The organism is Novosphingobium sp. KN65.2 (assembly GCF_001368935.1).
GTDB classification, from domain to species: domain Bacteria; phylum Pseudomonadota; class Alphaproteobacteria; order Sphingomonadales; family Sphingomonadaceae; genus Novosphingobium; species Novosphingobium mathurense.
On record NZ_CCBH010000223.1, the window covers coordinates 1 to 17,496 of the forward strand.

At 58.4% G+C, this 17,496-nt stretch carries 21 protein-coding genes and 1 pseudogene; 13 read left to right on the forward strand and 9 right to left on the reverse strand.

Annotated elements, in window-relative coordinates; all coding sequences use genetic code 11:
• The coding region (locus SPHV1_RS23540; RefSeq protein ID WP_231634840.1) for a carboxymuconolactone decarboxylase family protein at positions 1-441 on the reverse strand (441 nt) is incomplete at its 3' end.
• Positions 442-614: 173 nt separating this feature from the next.
• Between SPHV1_RS23540 and SPHV1_RS23545 the strand changes: the two genes are divergently transcribed.
• The 3 genes from SPHV1_RS23545 to SPHV1_RS23555 are packed head-to-tail and all read left to right on the forward strand — an operon-like array spanning position 615 to position 2,699.
• Positions 615-1,376, forward strand: a complete 762-nt coding sequence (locus tag SPHV1_RS23545; RefSeq protein ID WP_054948449.1) for an SDR family oxidoreductase — start codon at positions 615-617, stop codon at positions 1,374-1,376.
• The gene (locus tag SPHV1_RS23550) at positions 1,373-1,813 is read left to right on the forward strand and encodes a hypothetical protein (protein WP_054948431.1); all 441 of its coding nucleotides are present in this window, start codon (positions 1,373-1,375) and stop codon (positions 1,811-1,813) included. The genes SPHV1_RS23545 and SPHV1_RS23550 overlap by 4 nt, the downstream gene beginning before the upstream one ends.
• Complete coding sequence (locus tag SPHV1_RS23555) at positions 1,800-2,699, forward strand: sigma-70 family RNA polymerase sigma factor (RefSeq protein WP_255352314.1); 900 nt, start codon at positions 1,800-1,802, stop codon at positions 2,697-2,699. Before SPHV1_RS23550 ends, SPHV1_RS23555 begins: the two co-directional genes overlap by 14 nt.
• A 181-nt stretch (positions 2,700-2,880) precedes the next feature.
• On the opposite strand, the gene SPHV1_RS23560 is transcribed toward SPHV1_RS23555, so the two are convergent.
• The 3 genes from SPHV1_RS23560 to SPHV1_RS23570 form a co-directional block, all read right to left on the reverse strand.
• On the reverse strand, positions 2,881-3,654 hold the full coding sequence (locus SPHV1_RS23560) for a hypothetical protein (RefSeq protein ID WP_054948433.1): 774 nt from the start codon (positions 3,652-3,654) through the stop codon (positions 2,881-2,883).
• 87 nt (positions 3,655-3,741) lie between these two features.
• The gene (locus SPHV1_RS23565; RefSeq protein WP_054948434.1) at positions 3,742-4,185 is read right to left on the reverse strand and encodes a hypothetical protein; all 444 of its coding nucleotides are present in this window, start codon (positions 4,183-4,185) and stop codon (positions 3,742-3,744) included.
• 514 nt (positions 4,186-4,699) lie between these two features.
• Complete coding sequence (locus SPHV1_RS23570) at positions 4,700-5,155, reverse strand: Rrf2 family transcriptional regulator (protein WP_054948450.1); 456 nt, start codon at positions 5,153-5,155, stop codon at positions 4,700-4,702.
• 107 nt (positions 5,156-5,262) lie between these two features.
• Between SPHV1_RS23570 and SPHV1_RS23575 the strand changes: the two genes are divergently transcribed.
• The 5 genes from SPHV1_RS23575 (at position 5,263) to SPHV1_RS23595 (ending at position 9,050) form a co-directional block, all read left to right on the forward strand.
• Positions 5,263-5,697, forward strand: a complete 435-nt coding sequence (locus tag SPHV1_RS23575) for a group III truncated hemoglobin (RefSeq protein ID WP_054948435.1) — start codon at positions 5,263-5,265, stop codon at positions 5,695-5,697.
• On the forward strand, positions 5,694-6,380 hold the full coding sequence (locus SPHV1_RS23580) for an alternative oxidase (RefSeq protein WP_054948436.1): 687 nt from the start codon (positions 5,694-5,696) through the stop codon (positions 6,378-6,380). The genes SPHV1_RS23575 and SPHV1_RS23580 overlap by 4 nt, the downstream gene beginning before the upstream one ends.
• Positions 6,381-6,382: 2 nt before the next feature.
• Entirely contained in the window at positions 6,383-6,658 is a 276-nt protein-coding gene (locus tag SPHV1_RS23585) for a DUF1971 domain-containing protein (RefSeq protein WP_054948437.1), read from the forward strand.
• A gap of 50 nt (positions 6,659-6,708) precedes the next feature.
• Positions 6,709-7,920: an NO-inducible flavohemoprotein gene (gene hmpA, locus SPHV1_RS23590; protein WP_054948438.1), complete on the forward strand. Its 1,212-nt coding sequence runs from the start codon at positions 6,709-6,711 to the stop codon at positions 7,918-7,920.
• A 482-nt stretch (positions 7,921-8,402) separates the two neighbouring features.
• Positions 8,403-9,050, forward strand: coding sequence for a nucleoside hydrolase (locus tag SPHV1_RS23595; RefSeq protein WP_054948439.1), 648 nt, complete (start codon positions 8,403-8,405; stop codon positions 9,048-9,050).
• Between the two features lie 164 nt (positions 9,051-9,214).
• Here SPHV1_RS23595 and hcp read toward each other — a convergent pair whose 3' ends face one another.
• Positions 9,215-10,855 (reverse strand): hydroxylamine reductase, encoded by a 1,641-nt coding sequence (gene hcp / locus SPHV1_RS23600; protein WP_054948440.1) that lies wholly within the window; start codon positions 10,853-10,855, stop codon positions 9,215-9,217.
• A gap of 109 nt (positions 10,856-10,964) precedes the next feature.
• On the opposite strand from hcp, the gene SPHV1_RS24695 reads away from it, so the two are divergent.
• Positions 10,965-11,354, forward strand: a complete 390-nt coding sequence (locus SPHV1_RS24695) for an Rrf2 family transcriptional regulator (RefSeq protein WP_082431142.1) — start codon at positions 10,965-10,967, stop codon at positions 11,352-11,354.
• A gap of 8 nt (positions 11,355-11,362) precedes the next feature.
• Positions 11,363-11,866 carry a DUF6306 domain-containing protein gene (locus SPHV1_RS23610; RefSeq protein WP_054948442.1) on the forward strand — a complete coding sequence of 168 codons (504 nt, stop codon included), beginning with the start codon at positions 11,363-11,365 and terminating at the stop codon, positions 11,864-11,866.
• Positions 11,867-11,902: 36 nt separating this feature from the next.
• Here the strand turns inward: SPHV1_RS23610 and SPHV1_RS23615 are convergent.
• Positions 11,903-13,677 (reverse strand): annotated as a pseudogene (locus SPHV1_RS23615) (chloride channel protein).
• A gap of 75 nt (positions 13,678-13,752) precedes the next feature.
• Between SPHV1_RS23615 and SPHV1_RS23620 the strand changes: the two are divergent.
• Together SPHV1_RS23620 and metB are read left to right on the forward strand one after the other, a co-directional pair.
• A complete protein-coding gene (locus SPHV1_RS23620) occupies positions 13,753-14,169 on the forward strand; it encodes a MarR family winged helix-turn-helix transcriptional regulator (RefSeq protein ID WP_054948443.1) in 417 nt (138 codons plus the stop codon).
• Positions 14,170-14,270: 101 nt separating this feature from the next.
• On the forward strand, positions 14,271-15,449 hold the full coding sequence (gene metB / locus SPHV1_RS23625) for a cystathionine gamma-synthase (RefSeq protein WP_054948444.1): 1,179 nt from the start codon (positions 14,271-14,273) through the stop codon (positions 15,447-15,449).
• Between the two features lie 274 nt (positions 15,450-15,723).
• Here the strand turns inward: metB and SPHV1_RS23630 are convergent, their stop codons facing one another.
• On the reverse strand, positions 15,724-15,963 hold the full coding sequence (locus SPHV1_RS23630; RefSeq protein ID WP_054948445.1) for a hypothetical protein: 240 nt from the start codon (positions 15,961-15,963) through the stop codon (positions 15,724-15,726).
• A gap of 66 nt (positions 15,964-16,029) precedes the next feature.
• Here SPHV1_RS23630 and SPHV1_RS24700 point away from each other — a divergent pair, with 66 nt between their 5' ends.
• The gene (locus tag SPHV1_RS24700) at positions 16,030-16,275 is read left to right on the forward strand and encodes a hypothetical protein (RefSeq protein ID WP_079731597.1); all 246 of its coding nucleotides are present in this window, start codon (positions 16,030-16,032) and stop codon (positions 16,273-16,275) included.
• A gap of 80 nt (positions 16,276-16,355) precedes the next feature.
• Here SPHV1_RS24700 and SPHV1_RS23640 read toward each other — a convergent pair whose 3' ends face one another.
• Both SPHV1_RS23640 and SPHV1_RS23645 read right to left on the reverse strand, forming a co-directional pair.
• A complete protein-coding gene (locus tag SPHV1_RS23640) occupies positions 16,356-16,658 on the reverse strand; it encodes a hypothetical protein (protein WP_156367447.1) in 303 nt (100 codons plus the stop codon).
• Between the two features lie 453 nt (positions 16,659-17,111).
• Positions 17,112-17,357, reverse strand: coding sequence for a hypothetical protein (locus SPHV1_RS23645; protein ID WP_054948448.1), 246 nt, complete (start codon positions 17,355-17,357; stop codon positions 17,112-17,114).
• Between the last annotated feature and the right edge of the window lie 139 nt (positions 17,358-17,496).

Below are 17,496 nucleotides of genomic sequence, written 5' to 3' on the forward strand. Positions count from 1 at the left end.
GTCTCGACGACGGACAGGCGCGCCAAGACGATTGAACGCGTTCATCGCCGCAATAACTAGCGTGAGGTCGACCAAATCCTTTTCAGCAAAGGCGGCGGCAGCAGCCGCATATGCTTTGTCCGAAGCATGGGTCGTACTGATGTTGGTCACTTCCTCGGCCCAGGCCAGCGCTGCTCGATACTGGTCGGAAAACAGGTGCGGCACCTCAGCCCAGACAGGGACCAGCGCGACCTTGTCGATTGCCATGGTCTTAAGCAGGTCACGAGCGTGCATATCGATGCAATGGGCGCACCCGTTGATCTGCGACACCCGCAGGAACACCAGATGGATCAACTCTTCGGGAAGATCCGTAGCCTTGGTCACATAATGATGGAGTCCGAACAGGGCCTTCGCGCCTTCGGGGGCGATTTCCGACCAGTTCAAACGCTTCATATCGGTCATGCTCTGCTTTCCTCGTCACCCGCGCCGGGTATCGGCGCTCGCTGACGTGACGAAGTAGGTCAGCGCATTGTGACATCATGGCACCGATATTTTTCGGTCCAGCTATCGTCCCATGTCACACCGGTGGCGGCCATCTCGTCATGCAGGCAGACACCTGGATCGGAGATATGGACATGAAGATCGTTATCATCGGCGGCACCGGGCTGATCGGCAGGCCCCTCGTCGGACTGCTGCGGGCCGAGGGCCATGAGGTCGTCACTGCTTCACCGAGCACAGGCATCAATGCGCTGACTGGCGCGGGCCTGACACAAGCGCTGACGGATGCCGCCGTCGTGGTCGATGTCAGCAATGCCCCCTCGTTCGAGGAGCAGGCCGCTCTCGCTTTCTTCCGCGGCACAACGACCAACTTGTTGGAAGCATCACGCGACGCAGGCGTGCACCACATCGTCGCACTTTCGGTGGTGGGGACCAATCGCCTTCAGGCATCGGGCTATTTTCGCGCCAAGCTGGCGCAAGAGCAACTGATCGCCAACGGTGGCGTACCCTACACGATCGTGCGCGCCACGCAGTTCTTTGAGTTCCTGTCCACCATCGCGGACGGCTATACACGGGGCGACGCCGTGTACCTGCCAGCGATCGCGCTCCAGCCGGTCGCCGCATCCGATGTCTCGGCGCTGCTTGCTCAGATAGCCACAGCTGCCCCGGCCGGTGGCATAATCGAAGCGGCAGGACCGGAATGCGCACCGCTAGCCGAGTTTGCGGCTCGCTGGCTCGGCACCCGCGACGATCCGCGCCGGATCAGCGCTACCGCCGAACGCGACTATTTCGGCGCGCCTGCCGACGACCGGACGCTGGTCCCGGGCGAAAATCCACGGATTGCTCCCACGCGCTTCGATGAGTGGCTCACCGCTCAGTCGCAGGAGAGTGCAGCATGAGCCGGAACCTTCCGCTCGCACTGGCCACAGTGCTCGGTCTCGCGTCCGCTGCGAACGGCGTCTTTATGCTGATCTCACCAGCAAACTGGTACTTTGCGGTGCCCGGCGTCACCACCACCGGCCCGTTCAACCAGCATTTCATCCGTGACATCGGTTTGATTTTCCTGCTCGTAGCGATCGCGATTCTCATTGGCGTCGCGCGACCGGCGTCTCGCGTTCCCCTTTGGTCCGCGGCCGCCCTCTGGCTTTCCGGCCACGCGTTGTTCCATCTCTGGGAGGTAGCGGTCGGCATATGTGGGACAGGTGCGCTGTCCCAGGATTTTCCTGCTGTGACCTTACCGGCTATACTGACGACCGCTCTTGCTTTCTGGGCCTGGCGCGATGACGCGCGCAGTAGCCAAGGATTGTCTATGGGGGACACTCGTGCAGCACGCTGATGAACGTCTCGCCGATTTCGAAGCTGAGCGGCAGAGGCTGTTGCGTCTCGGCTATCGGATGCTTGGCTCTCTCAGCGAGGCGGAAGATATCCTGCAGGAAGCGTGGCTGCGTTGGGCGGCAACGGCGCAGAGCGTTGACACGCCGGCAGCCTATCTGACCCGCATTGTCACCCGCTTATGCCTCGATCAGCTCAAGTCCGCCCGGGTGCGCCGGGAGACCTATGTCGGTGCTTGGCTGCCTGAACCCTTGATGGGTACTACTGAGGAAGAGGAGACGATCGCTGACGACGTGACGCTCACACTGATGCTTGCAATGGAGCGCCTGTCCCCCCTGGAGCGTGCCGCCTTCCTGCTTCACGACGTGTTCGACATGGCGCTCACCGATGTCGCGACAACATTGGGACGCGAGCCCGCCGCTGTCCGGCAGCTTGCCTCACGCGCACGCAGGCACGTACAGCATGCGCGACCGCGTTTCACCGTGGAGGCAACCGAGGCCGATCGGATCGCGCGCGCCTTCTTCGCCGCCGCCCGCGACGGTGATGCTGCCGCACTGTCTGCGATGCTGGCGCGCGATGTCGAGATACATTCCGATGGCGGCGGTAAGGTGATCGCCTTCCGCAATGTGGTGCGCGGGATCGAGCGAGCGCTTCGCTTGTTCGCCGGGCTGCGTCGGAAGTACACGTCAGTACCGACGCTACTGCGCACCGCGACGATCAACGGTCTGCCCGGCTATATCAGTATCGATCGTGGCGACGTGCTCCAGACCACCGCGCTCGACGTGCGCGATGGGCGCATCGCGGCGATCTATATAGTTCGTAATCCCGACAAGCTCCGTCATCTGGTGGCAGCTTTCGGCACGGACGGTCATCCACAGCACGGCAACTGAAGGTCGTGAATTGGGCGAGGTTCGCTGATCGAATCTGCGTCAGCGACTGGCAGCTATGTTGCGTACGCCTTTCCAAGCGCAACATTGCGCAATCGGTCCAGGGCTGACCGGGTCGCTGGAAGGCAGCAAAATAGAGGGACCTAGGTCAGCGTGGCGGCCCAGGTCCCCCAAAATCCCGATTTCAGTTGCCTATGCGATACAAGATCTGCAGGCCGCCTCCGAGATCGGGACTCCCATCTGCGAAGCCCGTGTAGCCGTAGCCCTGCAAACGTAGGGAGTCGCTCACCTTGTACGTGAGTGATGCGGTCGCTTCGCTGATGTCGGGCGACGTTGAAGTAGCGCCTTCGCGCCAGTCGTAATCGAGTCCGAGCAGCACTGTGTCTGCGGTAAGATAGACACCGCCGCCGGCGAGCCAAACATCCCGGAGGTTATACAGGTCGCTGCTTCCATTAAAACGGCGTCCGGCGTACGCACCTACGCTGAGGTTACCAAAGCTATGCAGCAGTTCGCCCTGAGCAGAAAAGTCGGTGCTCCCGGTCCCAAGTGACTTGGACTCTGACGCGGTTGGCAGCTTGACTTTGCCGACGGCATCGAACCACGTAGAATCTCCAATCGGAAGCGAGTAGCCTCCAGTTAGCCAGAGATCGCCGATACCGCTGCGCGAGGTAACTGTTCCACCTGGCGAACTGACACCACCGTCACCCGGAATGACGCCCGAGGGTCCTTTTACATCAAGATACGAAATCGAGGCCTTGAGATAGAACTTGTCGGCTTGGTATTTGATGCCCAGTGGGACAGCCAGAAAGTCCGTATCGACGACGTCTCCATAATCGCCGGAGGAGTAGTCGATACCCGTGTTCACCTGAATGTAATCGTCAGCCTCAGCCGGATTTGCGGCCAAAAATGTTACGAGAACCGCCGCCAACGCGGTGAGGCTTCTTTTATTGTCCCTCATCTCTTTCGTCCCTGTTTGTTATTCAATTGCACCGCGCGACTGCGCAACCACACTCGCGCGGTGAAACTTTAATCGTTGTAATTCAACTTATGGACGTCCGCCCTTCTCAGGCTTTTCCGGCTTTTCCGGCTTCTCGGGCCTTTCCGGCTTCTCTGGCTTTTCGGGCTTCTCAGCCTTTTCTGGGCGTTGCGGTCGTTCCGGCTTGGTCATGCCCGACCGGTCGTGATCGACAACAGCGTGTTCACCGTCAGTCTTGGTCATGGTGTGGACGATCCCGTTGGGGGTCGTCACAGTCTGGGTCGTCCCAACGGATTTTGTTTCGTAAACCGGATCACCATTTTCATCGAGAACCGGATCACCGTTCTCATCAACAACCGCCTCTTGCTCGGTGATCGTCCCGCGCTCAACGGTTGCGCCGTTGTTGCTGGCTTCCTCTACGATGGGATCCTCGGTCGTATCGCTGTCTTGTGCGTGAACTGCAGTGCTCAAACCGAGAACGGCGACCGAAGTAGCCAAGATTTTCCTTATCATAAATGCTTCTCCCATTTGGCTTAGTTCGCCGTGCAATGTTGAAGCTTAACATGACCAGAATGGTTACAATTAACGAGGCAAAACGGTGGGCTGAAGCGACTGGGAGCAAGCCTATGCAAATTGGGCAAAAAGAAACCTAAGCAGCACCAAGAAGTCGGGCCTGACCAAAATCACAATAGATGACCGTTGGCCCCTTAGACCTGTCCCTCGAAACGGACGTTAAAGGCGGCACTGCGCATCGCGCCTCACGATCCCGCCACCTGATCAAATTGAAGACAAACGGTACTCAAGCGGGCCGAAAGGCGGTTTAGTTGGCAGCTGCGGATAGGCCATGAGTATATAGCGGTCATTCCTCTCCTGGCCAGATTTGCGCATGCAGGACGGAGAAGCGGCCCGTCTGCACCTGAGGAGTGGAATTCCGAGGCTGAGCGACTGGTAAGGGTCGATGACCGCCTTCGTGTATTTGGGGGTTCCCTAAAGCCTTACATCGAACCCCGCTTCTGGAAAGCTCAGCCTAGTGCGGCGAAGAACTGGTCTCAGCGGGAGCCGCCCTGTCGATGCCGAATATTGCATCGAAATCCTCAGGTTTGGCCATCAAGTCGGCCAACGTATAGCGATCCAGAACTGCGAGAAATGCGGCGAGCGCATCCTTGAGGATGCCGGTCAAGCGACAGGCCGGCGATATGATGCAACTCCCACAGTCGACAAGGTCAAACCCTCCTTCGGTATGACGCACCAGGATACCAAGGTTGATCTGCGATGCAGGCATACCGAGCCTTATCCCGCCGCCGCGCCCTCGGATACCTTCAATGTAACCTTCCCTCACGAGGTCATTCACCACTTTCATGAGGTGGTTCTGCGAAATCCCGTAGGCTTGCGCCACTTCGGCGATCGAACACAGGCGCTCGCGATGTGCGGCAAGATGCATGAGCGTACGCATCGCATAGTCAGTGAATCGAGTGAGCTTCAAGTGGGCCTCCGCCACGCACGATTGTCTGTGCGATCATATATGCATTTTCCTTGCATGTTTCAAATCCCAGATATAGATGCATCTTCAATGCATGATTGGAGTGAGTCGTGGACAGCACCGCAAAACTCGACGAAACAAGCCTCTCGCGGCTCGTTGATGCATTCTACGCCCGGGTGCGCGCTGACGCCGAACTTGGGCCCATTTTCAACGATGCCATCAATGACTGGTCCGAGCATCTCAATAAGTTGACTGCCTTCTGGTCGTCAGTGATGCTGACGAGCGGCCGCTACAAGGGGCAGCCGGTTCCAGCGCACATGAAACACAGGGATCGGATCTCGCCGCAGCTATTCGAGCGCTGGCTCGGCCTTTGGAACCAGACCACCCAAGAACTGATGGAGCCAGATGCGGCTCATGCCCTGCAGGCCAAGGCGGCTCGCATCGCAGAAAGCCTGCAACTCGCCATGTTCTTCAGACTGGACAGCGAGCCTGCCCCGCGCCCCACTCATTTGACGGACCTTCGCCAAAGGAATGCCTTTCCATGAATGAAACCCCCTTCGTCGATCTTGCGGTCCATCACTCGCCCCGCGACCTGCGCGACAAGTTTGCTCTCGGCTTTACAAAAGCTTTGCGCTTTTGCGCGGATACCTTCTTCGCCAAGCGTTATGGACACCGAGCGATCGTGCTCGAAACCGTAGCCGCGGTGCCCGGTATGGTCGGAGCTACCATCAATCATCTCAAATGCCTCAGGCGGATGTGCGATGACGCGGGCTGGATCCGCACCCTTATGGAAGAAGCGGAAAACGAGCGCATGCACCTCATGACCTTCATCGAGGTCGCTCAACCAACGCTGTTCGAGCGCCTCGTCATCCTGGCCGTGCAGTGGGTAATCTACCTGAGCTTCTTTGCACTCTATCTGGTGAGCGCCCGGACCGCCCACCGCCTCGTCGGCTACTTCGAAGAAGAAGCCGTCATAAGCTATACCCTTTACCTCAAGGAAATCGATGAAGGGCGCAGTCCGAACTTGCCGGCCCCAGAGATCGCCCGGCGCTACTGGAAACTGCCGGACAGTGCGACTCTACGCGATGTTGTGCTCGTGGTGCGCGCTGATGAAGCCCATCACCGCGACATCAATCATGGTTTTGCAAGTCAACTGGCAGGTCTAGAACCTGTCGGCTTGCCGGCCCGCTATCCCGAGCATGCCGCCGATACGCGCGCGGCCGCCTGACCATGGGCGATATCTCTCCCTATCGTTCCACACCGATCTTCGACCAGGATACACTGCCCGCAGCCTTGCGCACCAAGCACGACACCAAGGTGGGTGTTTGGGGGGTCATCCGGGTTCTCGAAGGCGAACTTAAGCTGACCTATCTCGACCCATTGTCGGAAATAGTTCTCGCCCCTGAAAGACCAGGCTTGATCCTCCCCGGGCAACCGCATTTCGTGACCCCCCTCGGGATCATGAGGATGCAAGTTGATTTCTACAATCAGCTACCTGCGATCTAATTTGCGAAAACACCAGCCACAATTTCACCCATCAAGTGCAGGAGATATTGATGTCACAGCCGCTCAGCGAACAAACCGTTGCCCTCGTCAAGGCGACAGTCCCCGCATTGGAAGCTCACGGTCTTGATATCGTGCATGAAATGTATTCCAGGATGTTCCAGAATCCGGACATTCGTGATCTTTTCAACCAGTCCCATCATGGCGATGCCGGTTCGCAGCCGCGCGCACTTACGGGCGCCATCCTCGCCTATGCCAGCAATATCGAAAACCTTGGCGCTCTTGCACCGGCCGTGGAGCGGATCGCGCAGAAGCACGTCGGCCTGCAGATCTTGCCGGAACACTATCCGCATGTTGCCGAGGCTCTCCTCGGTGCGATCAAGGCCGTTCTTGGGGATGCCGCTACCGGCGAAATTCTCGCGGCATGGGGGGAGGCCTATTGGTTCCTCGCCAACATTCTGATCGCAAGGGAAGATCGGATCTACACGGAGCAGAAGGACACGACCGGTGGATGGAACGGCTGGCGCGATTTTCGTGTCGAGGAGATCGTACGCGAAAGTAGTGTCATCAACTCTTTCATTCTGCGCCCAGTCGATGGCGGACCTGTCATGCATCACAAATCCGGACAATATCTGACATTCTGGCTCGAGATTCCCGGACACCCGCCGGTCAAGCGCAACTATTCGATTTCAGCTGCGCCCAATGGTGAGACCTACCGCATTTCGGTCAAACGTGAGCCACACGGGCTGGCCTCGGGATGGTTGCATGACGAAGCCAAGGAGGGAACAACCCTGAAAGTGGCCGCACCTGCTGGGGAGTTTTTCCTCAGGGATCATTTTGATCGTCCAATTGTACTGCTGTCCGGCGGCGTGGGCCTGACCCCGATGGTGGCCATGCTTGAAACCCTTGTGGAACGCGGAGCCGACATCCCAGTGCAGTATATCCATGGGACACACGATCGCGACACACACGCGATGCGCGATCACACTCGCGCCTTGGCTGGCAAGGCCAAGGCCGTTCAGGTCATTGATTTTCACCAGACGCCATTGAACGATGAAGTCAAAGGCCTCGACTATGACGAGTCCGGGATCATCACAGATGAATGGCTCGTTGCCAGTACTCCGGTGCGCGATGCCGATTACTATATTTGCGGACCGCGCCCGTTTCTGCGCCATGCGGTCTCGACGCTGTCACTTGCTGGTGTCCCATCTGACCGCATTCATTATGAGTTCTTTGGTCCGGCCGACGAACTGCTCGCTGCCTGAGGAATATCCCAGATGGACGGTATCACGAAGTAGGATGCCGTCCATCCAGGCTGCCGGTTCCCAACTCTGGTGAACCTTTCGCGACCGTTTACTGCCAGGCAGCAACATATTCTCCTATCTCGAGGGTCAGGGACCTGATTGAAGGTTTGTACGAGTAGAGGAACCAGCTCTGGCTCGACGGCGACATGCTCGGCCTGCCTGACGTTACCGAGCGCCGAATAGCCTGGCTCTGGTCCTTCGACGATCGCTTCGATGCCTGCATCGGTCAGCCCTGAACGCGAGTTGACCATTATCCCGCTGGTCGTCTCTTCGCACTTGCGCGTCAAATTCGGCGGCCCAGCTTCGGCTGCAGCCGGTGCAGCCAAGGCGCAGGAGCTGATGGAGGTCATGAAGCTTGCGCAGAAGCCCCGGTCGTTGCGGGGGCGGAACTGCCGATCGCATCGCGGTCCGACTGGAAGCCCAGCCCGGCAAGCGCTGGCATCGTGCGCGAAGCGATGCGCGAGGACACCGAGGTGCCGCTGTTCTTCGCAGCAGGGGCCAGCCTCACCGAGCTCGCCCTCGCCTGGCTTGCCGAACCGAAGATCGACCGCCGCCTGAAACTCGTCTGGATCGGCGGACGCGAACATCCCGGGCTTGCCTATCCGCCTCCCGGTCCCGACGAAGCCGAATTCAACTTCGCTGTCGATGCCCTGGCCGCCCAGATCATCTTCAACGAGTCCGATATCGAGATCTGGCAGGTACCGCGCGACGTCTATCGCCAGGTGCTGTACTCCATGGCAGAGCTCAACGAACTGGCGATGACGAGGCCGCTGGCCCGCTATCTCAAGCGGGATATCGATAATATGGAAGCGGCGCTGGCGAAAATTCCGGGATTCCCCTCTAGGCCGTCCAACGAGGTTTATGTGCTTGGCGACAGCCCGCTGGTGACGCTGACCGCGCTGATGACGCCGATCCAGCCCGATCCCGCGTCAAGCCACTACAGGCTCATGCCCACGCCGCGTCTGACCGCGGACGGGCACTATGAAGATAACCCGGGCGGGAGACCGATGCGGGTCTATACGGCGGTGGATACCTCGCTCACGATCCGCGACATGGTGGCCAAGTTCAGAGCCAGGCCGCGACCCGAATAGGCTTCACGCCAAGACGTAGACGAACAGGATATCCTAAGCTTCTGACAGGCTTGGAAAACAAAAAGTCCCTCCGCGCGGAAATAGGGGCCGCGCGGAGGGAAGCGCTCCAATGACATTCACGAACCTATGCGCAAGCTCGTTATCCATTGGAAAGCAACATGGTGTCAGGCTGCTTCAAGCATCCTTGCAAGATCTTCCCTGACATCGCCGGTCGGGCGTATGTCAAAATTTTCCACCAGAATGCCCAGCACCTCTGGAGTGAGAAACTGAGGCAGTGTCGGCCCGAGATGGATCTTCTTCAGTCCGAGGTGCAGCATGGTCAACAAGACGGCAGTCGCCTTTTGCTCAAACCAGCTAATGCCGTAATGCAGCGGCAAGTCGTTCACATCGCATCCCAAGGCACCAGCCACGGCCACCGCAACCTGGATCGCCGAGTAAGCATCGTTGCATTGGCCCATGTCCAGAACGCGTGGAATGCCATTGATGGTGCCGAGCTCTTCCCTGTTGAATCGGAATTTCCCGCAGCCCAAGGTCAGGATTAGACTGTCCTGCGGAGTGGCAACAGCCAGGTCATGGAAGTAATTGCGTCCCGGTCGTGCGCCATCGCAGCCGCCGATCAGGAAGAGGTTCTTGACGTCGCCTTGCTTGATCATGTCGAGCAGCTTTTCGGCCACGCCCATCACGGTGTTGCGGGCAAAACCAGCGGGAATCCGCTCTTCGGGCGCGTCTTCTGCAAAACCTGGCAGGGCCAGTGCACACGCAATCGCTGGCGCAAAGGCGTGGTTTTCGATGTGAGGCAGCCCATTCCAGCCTACCGGGCCGGCCGTAAAGATACGATCCTGATACCCTCTGATCTCTGGATTGATCAGGCAATTGGATGTCATCACGATGGCCCCCGGAAAGGCCGCGAAGTCCTTTTGCTGGTCCTGCCAGGCACCGCCGTAATTGCCGACGAGGTGTTTGTACTTCTTGAGCCCCGGATAGGCATTTGCCGGCAGGAGTTCTCCGTGCGTGTAGACATTGATGCCTTGTCCCTCGCTCTGCTGCAGGATCGCTTCAAGGTCCCCCATGTCGTGTCCCGATACCAGGATGGCCTTACCGGCAATCGGGGTCATGCGCACCATGGTGACTTCGGGGTGACCAAAGCGGGTGGTGTTCGCGCCATCCAGCAGTTCCATGACCTTGAGATTGAGTGCACCGATCGCCAAGGCTTCAGCGAGAAGGGCCTCAGTGTCGGTCGGGTCTCCGCCCAGGAAGGCGCAAATTCGATGGAACTCGGCATGGATTGTAGCCTCTTCCTTGCCAAGGACGCGAGCATGTTCGCTATAGGCTGCCGTGCCCTTCAGGCCATAAAGGATAAGATTGCGCAGACCGACGATTGAAGGGCCATCGCGATCCATAAAACGCTGAATTGCAGCGAACGGTGCGGCAGCCACCAGTTCGCTTTGCGTCAAGCCGGGATTCCAGGTGGCGGGTTCGGGAAGTTCTGACAGATCAGCATCCACTGCTTGCGCGCAAGCCTTCGCTTTTTCCCGCATGTCCAGCGCGCGAGCGATCAACACTGTGAACCGGCTTTGATCAAAATTGACATTGGTCAGGGTCGTGAACCAGGCATATGGCGTGAAGGCGTCCACTTCGGGATCGCGAGCACCAAGGCGAGCGGCGCGATCAGCGTAGACCGAGACACCGAGCATCAATCGCAGGAGAATATCCTGCATGTCCGCGACGTCGGCGGTCTTGCCACAGGATCCGACTTTGGTCGCGCATCCACCCTTGTTCGATTGCTCACATTGCACGCAATACATGGATCACCTCAAAAGCTGACTTTCAAACTCCACTTAGGCGCCGGCTCTGAAGATGCATTTGATCTGCATCAAACAGCCCAAACAATTTCGGATGTAGGAAAGTTGCGCGATGCAATTGACCCGGCACACTGATTTGGCCCTACGTCTGCTGATCCGACTTGCGGACATAGGCGATCAGCGCGCTACGATAGCCGACGTGGCCCGTGACCAGGATATTCCGCGCACCCATCTGATGAAGATCGCCAACGATCTCGCTCATGCAGGCTTCATTGATGCCACACGCGGCCGGGGTGGAGGTATTCGCCTTGCACGCGAGGCTCATGACATCCGCATCGGCGATGTGGTGGCAGCGATGGAACCTCACTGCGAAATGGTCAGGTGTAGTGAATGCCGTCTCTCGCGCAGATGCACTCTTCCTCGCCATCTCGATCGGGCGCTAGACGCGTTTCTTGCAGTCCTTAACGAACAATCCTTGGCGGACATAACCAAGTCTGGTTGAATAGGACCATGACCGAGAAGCCTGCCTCTCCCGTCTGCTACGCCGATGAGGCGAGCGACGCCTACATGGGCTACGCGCAAAGATACGAAATCCTCGATGTGCTCAATGGATTGCTGGAAGTGGAACGAGCATGTTCACGCATTGCGCTCGCCAGCAGCCAGTTGCAGGAAACGGCGGGATATCACCGCTTGATGGTCGGCATTCACGACCACGCGGCCCAATGGTGCGGATTGCTGGGACGGCATATCCAGAGTCTGGGAGGCTATCCTTCCCAAAAAACGGATACCTTCTTCAAAGAGACCATGGCCCTGTCCGAGCCCTTGGAACGCTTGACGTTTTTTAATCTCGAGCAAACTCAGATGGTGCGCAGGCTAGAACACTTGCTGCCCCGGATCCGTGATGATGTCCTGCACGGCGACCTCAAGGCGTTAACCGACGAGAAGCGAGCCGATATCGAATGGTCAAATGAATATCTGCATGAGGCCAGAAAGAATGCCCCCTTTGCGATGTAGCGGAGACTTGTGGAACCCTTTGCCTCAGACAAAACCTCACGCCTTCGATGCCCCGCCGATGAACCGGTCGCGTTCGATTTCGGCAAGCCGATTGGCATTCCTTGCCTTGAGCAGATCCTGGCGCGACACGATTCCCATCACCTTATGAGTCTGTCGCTCCACTACAGGAATCCGCCCGATTCCAGTCTCGATGATGAGGTCGGCGACGATACCGCCGGTGGTGTCCGGGTAGGCCACAGGCTGCGCCGCATCGGAAACCGTATCGGCAAGCGTTGCTGGTGCCAGCGTCCCCTCGCTTTGCCAGCGAAGCGCATCGGCCCGCGACACCATGCCAAGCAATCGCCCGTGCGCATCGATAACCGGATAGCTGCGGTACCGAGCCTCGCTCACAAAGAAGGCAACAGCTTCCGCGATCGTGAGAGAACCCGGCAAGGTGTGGGGGGCGCGGGTCATCAATTGATCCGCCTGGCCAAGGTCAAGGGTATCAATCGTATATTCCTGCAAGATGTGTCTGCCTCGCCGGGCAATCTTTTCCGTAAGGATCGAACGGCGCATAAGCAGGACACTAACGGCGTAAGCCGAACCTGCAGCGATTATGGTATGAGGTAATGCATCGAATTGACCCGTCAATTCGGCGGCGAAAATGGCTCCTGTGAGAGGGGCACGCATCGCCCCGCTCATGATACCTGCCATACCAATCATAGCCCAGAAACCGGCATCGGCTCCAAGCAATTGGCCAACGAGAAAACCTGCAGCCCCGCCCAGGATGAGTAGCGGCGCCAATACACCTCCGGACGTGCCCGAGCCCAATGCGACCAGCCAAACGATCGCCTTCACGACCAGGAGCGCCAGCGCGACTTTGAGCGACAGCGAACCATCAAGCAACGCCGCGATGCTTGCATAGCCTGCGCCAAGGACATGCGCATCGATCATGCCGCCCAGACCAACTGTGATTGCGCCAATCGCCGGCCACCACATCCAGTGCACCGGCAATTTGTGGAACAGGTCTTCGATCCGATAGAGCGAGGTCGACAGCACCATGGCTTCAAGACCCACGATCAATCCTATCAAACCAGACGTTGGCAGCGCCCAGGGCGATTGGGGCAATGGGATGAACGTGGCAAACATCGGGCCGGAATCGACAAGATAGGGCCGTAAGGCATACGACATCATGGTTGCGACGACGACCGGTACGAAGCTGCGTGGCTTCCATTCAAACAGAAGCACCTCGATAGCCAGCAGAATGGCGGCGAGCGGTGTACCGAAGATGCCGGTCATGCCGGCAGCCGCGCCGCGACGAGCAATGTCTTTCGTTCCGCTGCGCTCAGATGACAGCATTGGGCAAAGAGCGAGCCGATGGCACCACCCGTCATTATGATGGGCCCTTCGGCGCCGAACGGTCCGCCACTGCCGATAGAAATCGCGGACGACAAAGGTTTGAGAATAGCGACTTTCAAGGAAAGGCGACTCTCTCCGAACAAGATCGTTTCGATTGCCTCAGGGATACCGTGCCCGCGGATCTTTTCGGATCCAAAGCGGGCCATGAGGCCAACAATGACACTACCGATGATCGGAATGGCGACGACCAGGACACCAACGGAAGCATCGGTAATCACGGCATCTTCGGCAGACAAACGGCCAAACCAGAAAAGATTGGTCGCCAGAGCGATCAGTTTGATCAGCATCCATGCGCCCAGTGCACCTCCTGTCCCCACGACCAAGGCCATCCCGGCCAGGAGCAGCATACGCCTGTCGGCAGTGTGATCTGCCAACCGATGGCGGTCGACGAGAGTTTGGGATGCGAGCGACATCGCTAGATCTGGCCTCTTGCAGTTTGCGAACCGCCATTATATCGCACTACGATATATTTCAATCCCGGGAAGGCAATGAGCAAGAGCAGCAGCAGTTCCGTCAATGACGCCGACTATGTCGCATTGGCGTCGTTTCGTCACGAGATCCGAAAGTTCCTCGCATTCAGTGAAGCAAGGGCTGGCGACGTCGGATTGACCCCCCAGCAGCATCAGGCCCTGCTTGCCATCCGCGCCGCCCAGCCCGAACAGGCGACCGTGGGATACGTGGCCGATCGTCTGATCCTGAAACCGCATAGCGCATCGGGATTGCTCGACCGCCTCGAGATGCTCGGCTTGATCATGCGCCAGGTCGCACAGGATGATCGAAGGCGCTCGCTGCTCCTGCTCACGGACAAGGCACGCGATCTCCTGCATGCCTTGTCAACGGCTCACCGCGATGAGATTCGCCGCCTGCGCCCCATGCTGACCGATATTTTCGAGATGCTTGGCTGATGTGGAGCTGGCGCAAACTGCAACACCCCTGCCACCGAAAATCGGGGCAATGACCATGCCCACCGGTATTGCCAGGATGCTGTACAAAGGATGCTGCACCCATGACTGATCGAGCCAAACTTTCACTACGCCCTGAGACCTTGGCCGCTTCCATAGGCGTGGCGGCTGATACGGCGTTTGGCGCAGTCGCGCCCCCACTCTATCTCACCAGCACTTATGAGTTCGCGCGATACGATCAGGCGCGGCAGTACGACTACGGTCGGGCGGGTAATCCCAACAGGGATCTTCTCGCCGAAGCACTAACAGCTCTCGAAGGAGGCGCAGGCGCGGTTATCACATCGAGCGGCATGGCGGCGCTGGATCTGCTGATCGGAAGGCTCCGACCAAATGATCTCGTGCTCGCGCCGCACGATTGTTATGGGGGCACCATGCGCTTGCTGAAAGCGCGCGCATGGCAGGGACACTGTTCAGTCCGCTTCGTCGACCAGTCCAATGAAACTGAAATCAGCGAAGCTCTCGATGATGCGCCGGCCCTCGTCTTGATCGAAACACCCAGCAACCCTCTGATGCGCATAGTCGACATCGCCGCCATCGTCACGAAGGCAAAGGAGGTCGGGGCCGCCATCGCCGTCGACAATACCTTTCTGTCGCCAGCGCTCCAACAGCCCATTGCCTTGGGCGCCGACTATGTCGTTCACTCGACCACGAAATATCTCAACGGTCACTCCGACGTCATTGGCGGTGCTGTCGTGGCTGCCGATCCAAGTGAGGCGCAGGAATTGCGTCACTGGGCCAATGTGGTGGGAACCGCTGGCGCACCATTCGATTCCTGGCTGACCTTGCGCGGGTTGCGCACGCTATTTCCGCGCATGCAGACACAGCAGGCGAACGCCATGGCCGTTGCGACCTACCTTGCAGAACATCCCGCAGTGACAGCAGTCCATTACCCTGGCCTTTCTTCACATCCCGGGCATGCAATTGCCGCACGCCAGCAACGCGGCTTTGGAGCGATGTTGAGTTTTGAACTGACAGGCGGTGTCGAGGCCGTCCGTCGCTTTATTGCCAACGTGCAGTGCTTCACGCTCGCGGAATCATTGGGCGGTGTTGAAAGTCTCGTCGCGCATCCGGCAACCATGACCCACGCGGATATGGGAGCTGATGCCAGAGCAATTGCCGGGATCAGCGACAGTCTTCTGCGCATGTCGATTGGTCTGGAAGCCGAGGCGGACCTGATCTCGGGTCTGGAAGTTGGCTTGGCGGCATTGTCCAACACCAGTTGAGCAGGGGAGTCTTCCTCCTTGAACGGCCAGATTCTTGGAAACAATTGGCTACGGCCAGGTTACTGAACTTGGGCTGGCCGCAAGCTGGCGGCTGCCTCCGTCAGTTGGCAACGCAGCACAAAATAACGAATTTCCGCCTCTTTTCATCTGGCGCCAAACCGCATCACCCGTCATAGGCCGGGCAGAGTCTTCCCGGTAGCACCCAGCCGAACCCCCCGCTCCCAGGAAGGCTCGCCTCCTCAAGCAAATATCCTGCCATGAAGGTGACTCCAATTCACGCGGGAAACTCAAAGCTTACCAGCATCTGCGGACGATACTGCCTCTCCTCGCACTGGGGTCGATGCAGCGCATAAGCCTTGCCGTTCCAGCACTTGGCCGGGAAGCTGAAGCTCGCAAGTTGGTCAATTTCGGCCTTCGCGCTCGTACCGCTTCGAGACAGGACATGCACTTGCAGCTTTTGCGATTGCCGACATGCCAGGAACGGCGCAAGCTGCAGGTCGCGGGGCATCAACATTGCAGACCATCCGCCCCGTGCCTGCGTTTGCTGCCCGTGCAGCAAACGTCATGAAGGAGGCATCCCATGGCCAGTCAGTGCGTTGCATTTCGCGATTCCAAAGGCGGTCTTCATGCCAGTCTTGAAGAGGCGACCCTCAAGGACCTGGCCGCGGTCCTTGGCCGTGTCGGTGATGAAGGCGGCATGACCGCCGGTGTTGCCAAGCTCGTCTTTGAAAAGCGCCAGGAAATCGAGCGTATCCTTGCCGAGCATGATCAGTTGATCGAGATGGTCGCCGACCGAGCGAACGTCGAACGGCTCCACGCCGTCTAGGACATAAAAAGCGGCTGGGCCGACCAGCGTCAGTGCAAGGACAAATGGACATTCACTGACATCCGGCCCACCGCTAATTTCTAGCGCAAGACTGACGCTGCCGCAGCGTTCAGGTTCAAAAGCACTTCGGAACTTCGCATTCGGCCCGCGGTCACTTCCCGATCAACGAGCCAATTTACGGTGGTCGGCGCGATAGAGAACCCATCGAGCATGGCCTCGACCACGGCAAAGCCCTGCCTGTCGGCTGAGATCGCCTTCCTCAGCCTGTCTTCGTCAACGCCTCCCGATTTCATGTGCTGCACGGCGATACCCATGACGAAATGATAAATGTGCAACAAGGCTACCGTGCTCGCTTCATTCGGCACCTGTTTCACCAGTTTCAAGATCCGTTCTCGTCTTGCTGCAGGATTGGCCCCCGGAGTGCAGGCGGGATCGTTGACCAGCGATTCAATGCGACATGTCATCACAAGCCTCCAATTCCCGAGTCGGCATGGCAGGAGATCCGATCGCAGCTCGATAGTACGCTTTGTTCACCCGCCTACCACCAGGGAATCCGCGGGAGCGACACGATTGGGCATGGGCGCAAACATCGTGCCCAATCCTGCAAAAGGGCTGCTCCAGCCGAAGATGAAGCAGCCCTTTGACCGGCCTCACACGGTCCTTGCCAGGCCTGTCGCGCTGCAGGGAGACAGTCGCTTCCAGACCTGCTCGGAAGCGCGGATGTGTGCGGCTTCTGGGTCACGGTCATGGATACCGCAACATCAGGATCTGGACCATTATCCGCCAGCACATCATGCTTGCGGAGTAGACGTCATGATCAAATCCCAGACACGTGATTAGACTTGCGCTTCGTCCACCAACGGCCGGTTCTCGCGGGTGCCGCGATAAAGCGTGTCAGGATTGTGGGCATCACCTGCAATCAGCACGTAGTCGTCATGCACTTCGACCAGCGTACCCACAAAAGGGAAACCTTCAAGACTCCCGCTTACCCGGTAACTGACAGTATCGCCGGCCTTGAAGGTCGTTGCGTCGAAATTGAATTCAAAGGGACAAGCTTCCCCCGCTCCGCCCATGTTTTGCATAATACCTCCTCTGATTTCGAGGGACGCACAAAGCAATCCCGATCAGTGATCCCGGTGTAGCCTATGCAAGGAGAGAGAGCGGGCATCGGATCGCCGAAAATATCGACCTGACGGGCAAAATGAACCGTTACAAGAAGGC

Bases quoted from the DNA above. Each gene is read 5' to 3' on its own strand.
- SPHV1_RS24700 (WP_079731597.1), top strand. From the start codon at position 16,030: ATGGCCAGTCAGTGCGTTGCATTTCGCGATTCCAAAGGCGGTCTTCAT.
- SPHV1_RS23620 (WP_054948443.1), top strand. From the start codon at position 13,753: ATGAGCAAGAGCAGCAGCAGTTCCGTCAATGACGCCGACTATGTCGCA.
- SPHV1_RS23645 (WP_054948448.1), bottom strand. From the start codon at position 17,357: ATGCAAAACATGGGCGGAGCGGGGGAAGCTTGTCCCTTTGAATTCAAT.
- SPHV1_RS23610 (WP_054948442.1), top strand. From the start codon at position 11,363: ATGACCGAGAAGCCTGCCTCTCCCGTCTGCTACGCCGATGAGGCGAGC.
- SPHV1_RS23585 (WP_054948437.1), top strand. From the start codon at position 6,383: ATGGGCGATATCTCTCCCTATCGTTCCACACCGATCTTCGACCAGGAT.
- SPHV1_RS24695 (WP_082431142.1), top strand. From the start codon at position 10,965: ATGCAATTGACCCGGCACACTGATTTGGCCCTACGTCTGCTGATCCGA.
- SPHV1_RS23560 (WP_054948433.1), bottom strand. From the start codon at position 3,654: ATGAGGGACAATAAAAGAAGCCTCACCGCGTTGGCGGCGGTTCTCGTA.
- SPHV1_RS23580 (WP_054948436.1), top strand. From the start codon at position 5,694: ATGAATGAAACCCCCTTCGTCGATCTTGCGGTCCATCACTCGCCCCGC.
- SPHV1_RS23545 (WP_054948449.1), top strand. From the start codon at position 615: ATGAAGATCGTTATCATCGGCGGCACCGGGCTGATCGGCAGGCCCCTC.
- metB (WP_054948444.1), top strand. From the start codon at position 14,271: ATGACTGATCGAGCCAAACTTTCACTACGCCCTGAGACCTTGGCCGCT.
- hmpA (WP_054948438.1), top strand. From the start codon at position 6,709: ATGTCACAGCCGCTCAGCGAACAAACCGTTGCCCTCGTCAAGGCGACA.
- SPHV1_RS23565 (WP_054948434.1), bottom strand. From the start codon at position 4,185: ATGATAAGGAAAATCTTGGCTACTTCGGTCGCCGTTCTCGGTTTGAGC.
- hcp (WP_054948440.1), bottom strand. From the start codon at position 10,855: ATGTATTGCGTGCAATGTGAGCAATCGAACAAGGGTGGATGCGCGACC.
- SPHV1_RS23630 (WP_054948445.1), bottom strand. From the start codon at position 15,963: ATGTTGATGCCCCGCGACCTGCAGCTTGCGCCGTTCCTGGCATGTCGG.
- SPHV1_RS23550 (WP_054948431.1), top strand. From the start codon at position 1,373: ATGAGCCGGAACCTTCCGCTCGCACTGGCCACAGTGCTCGGTCTCGCG.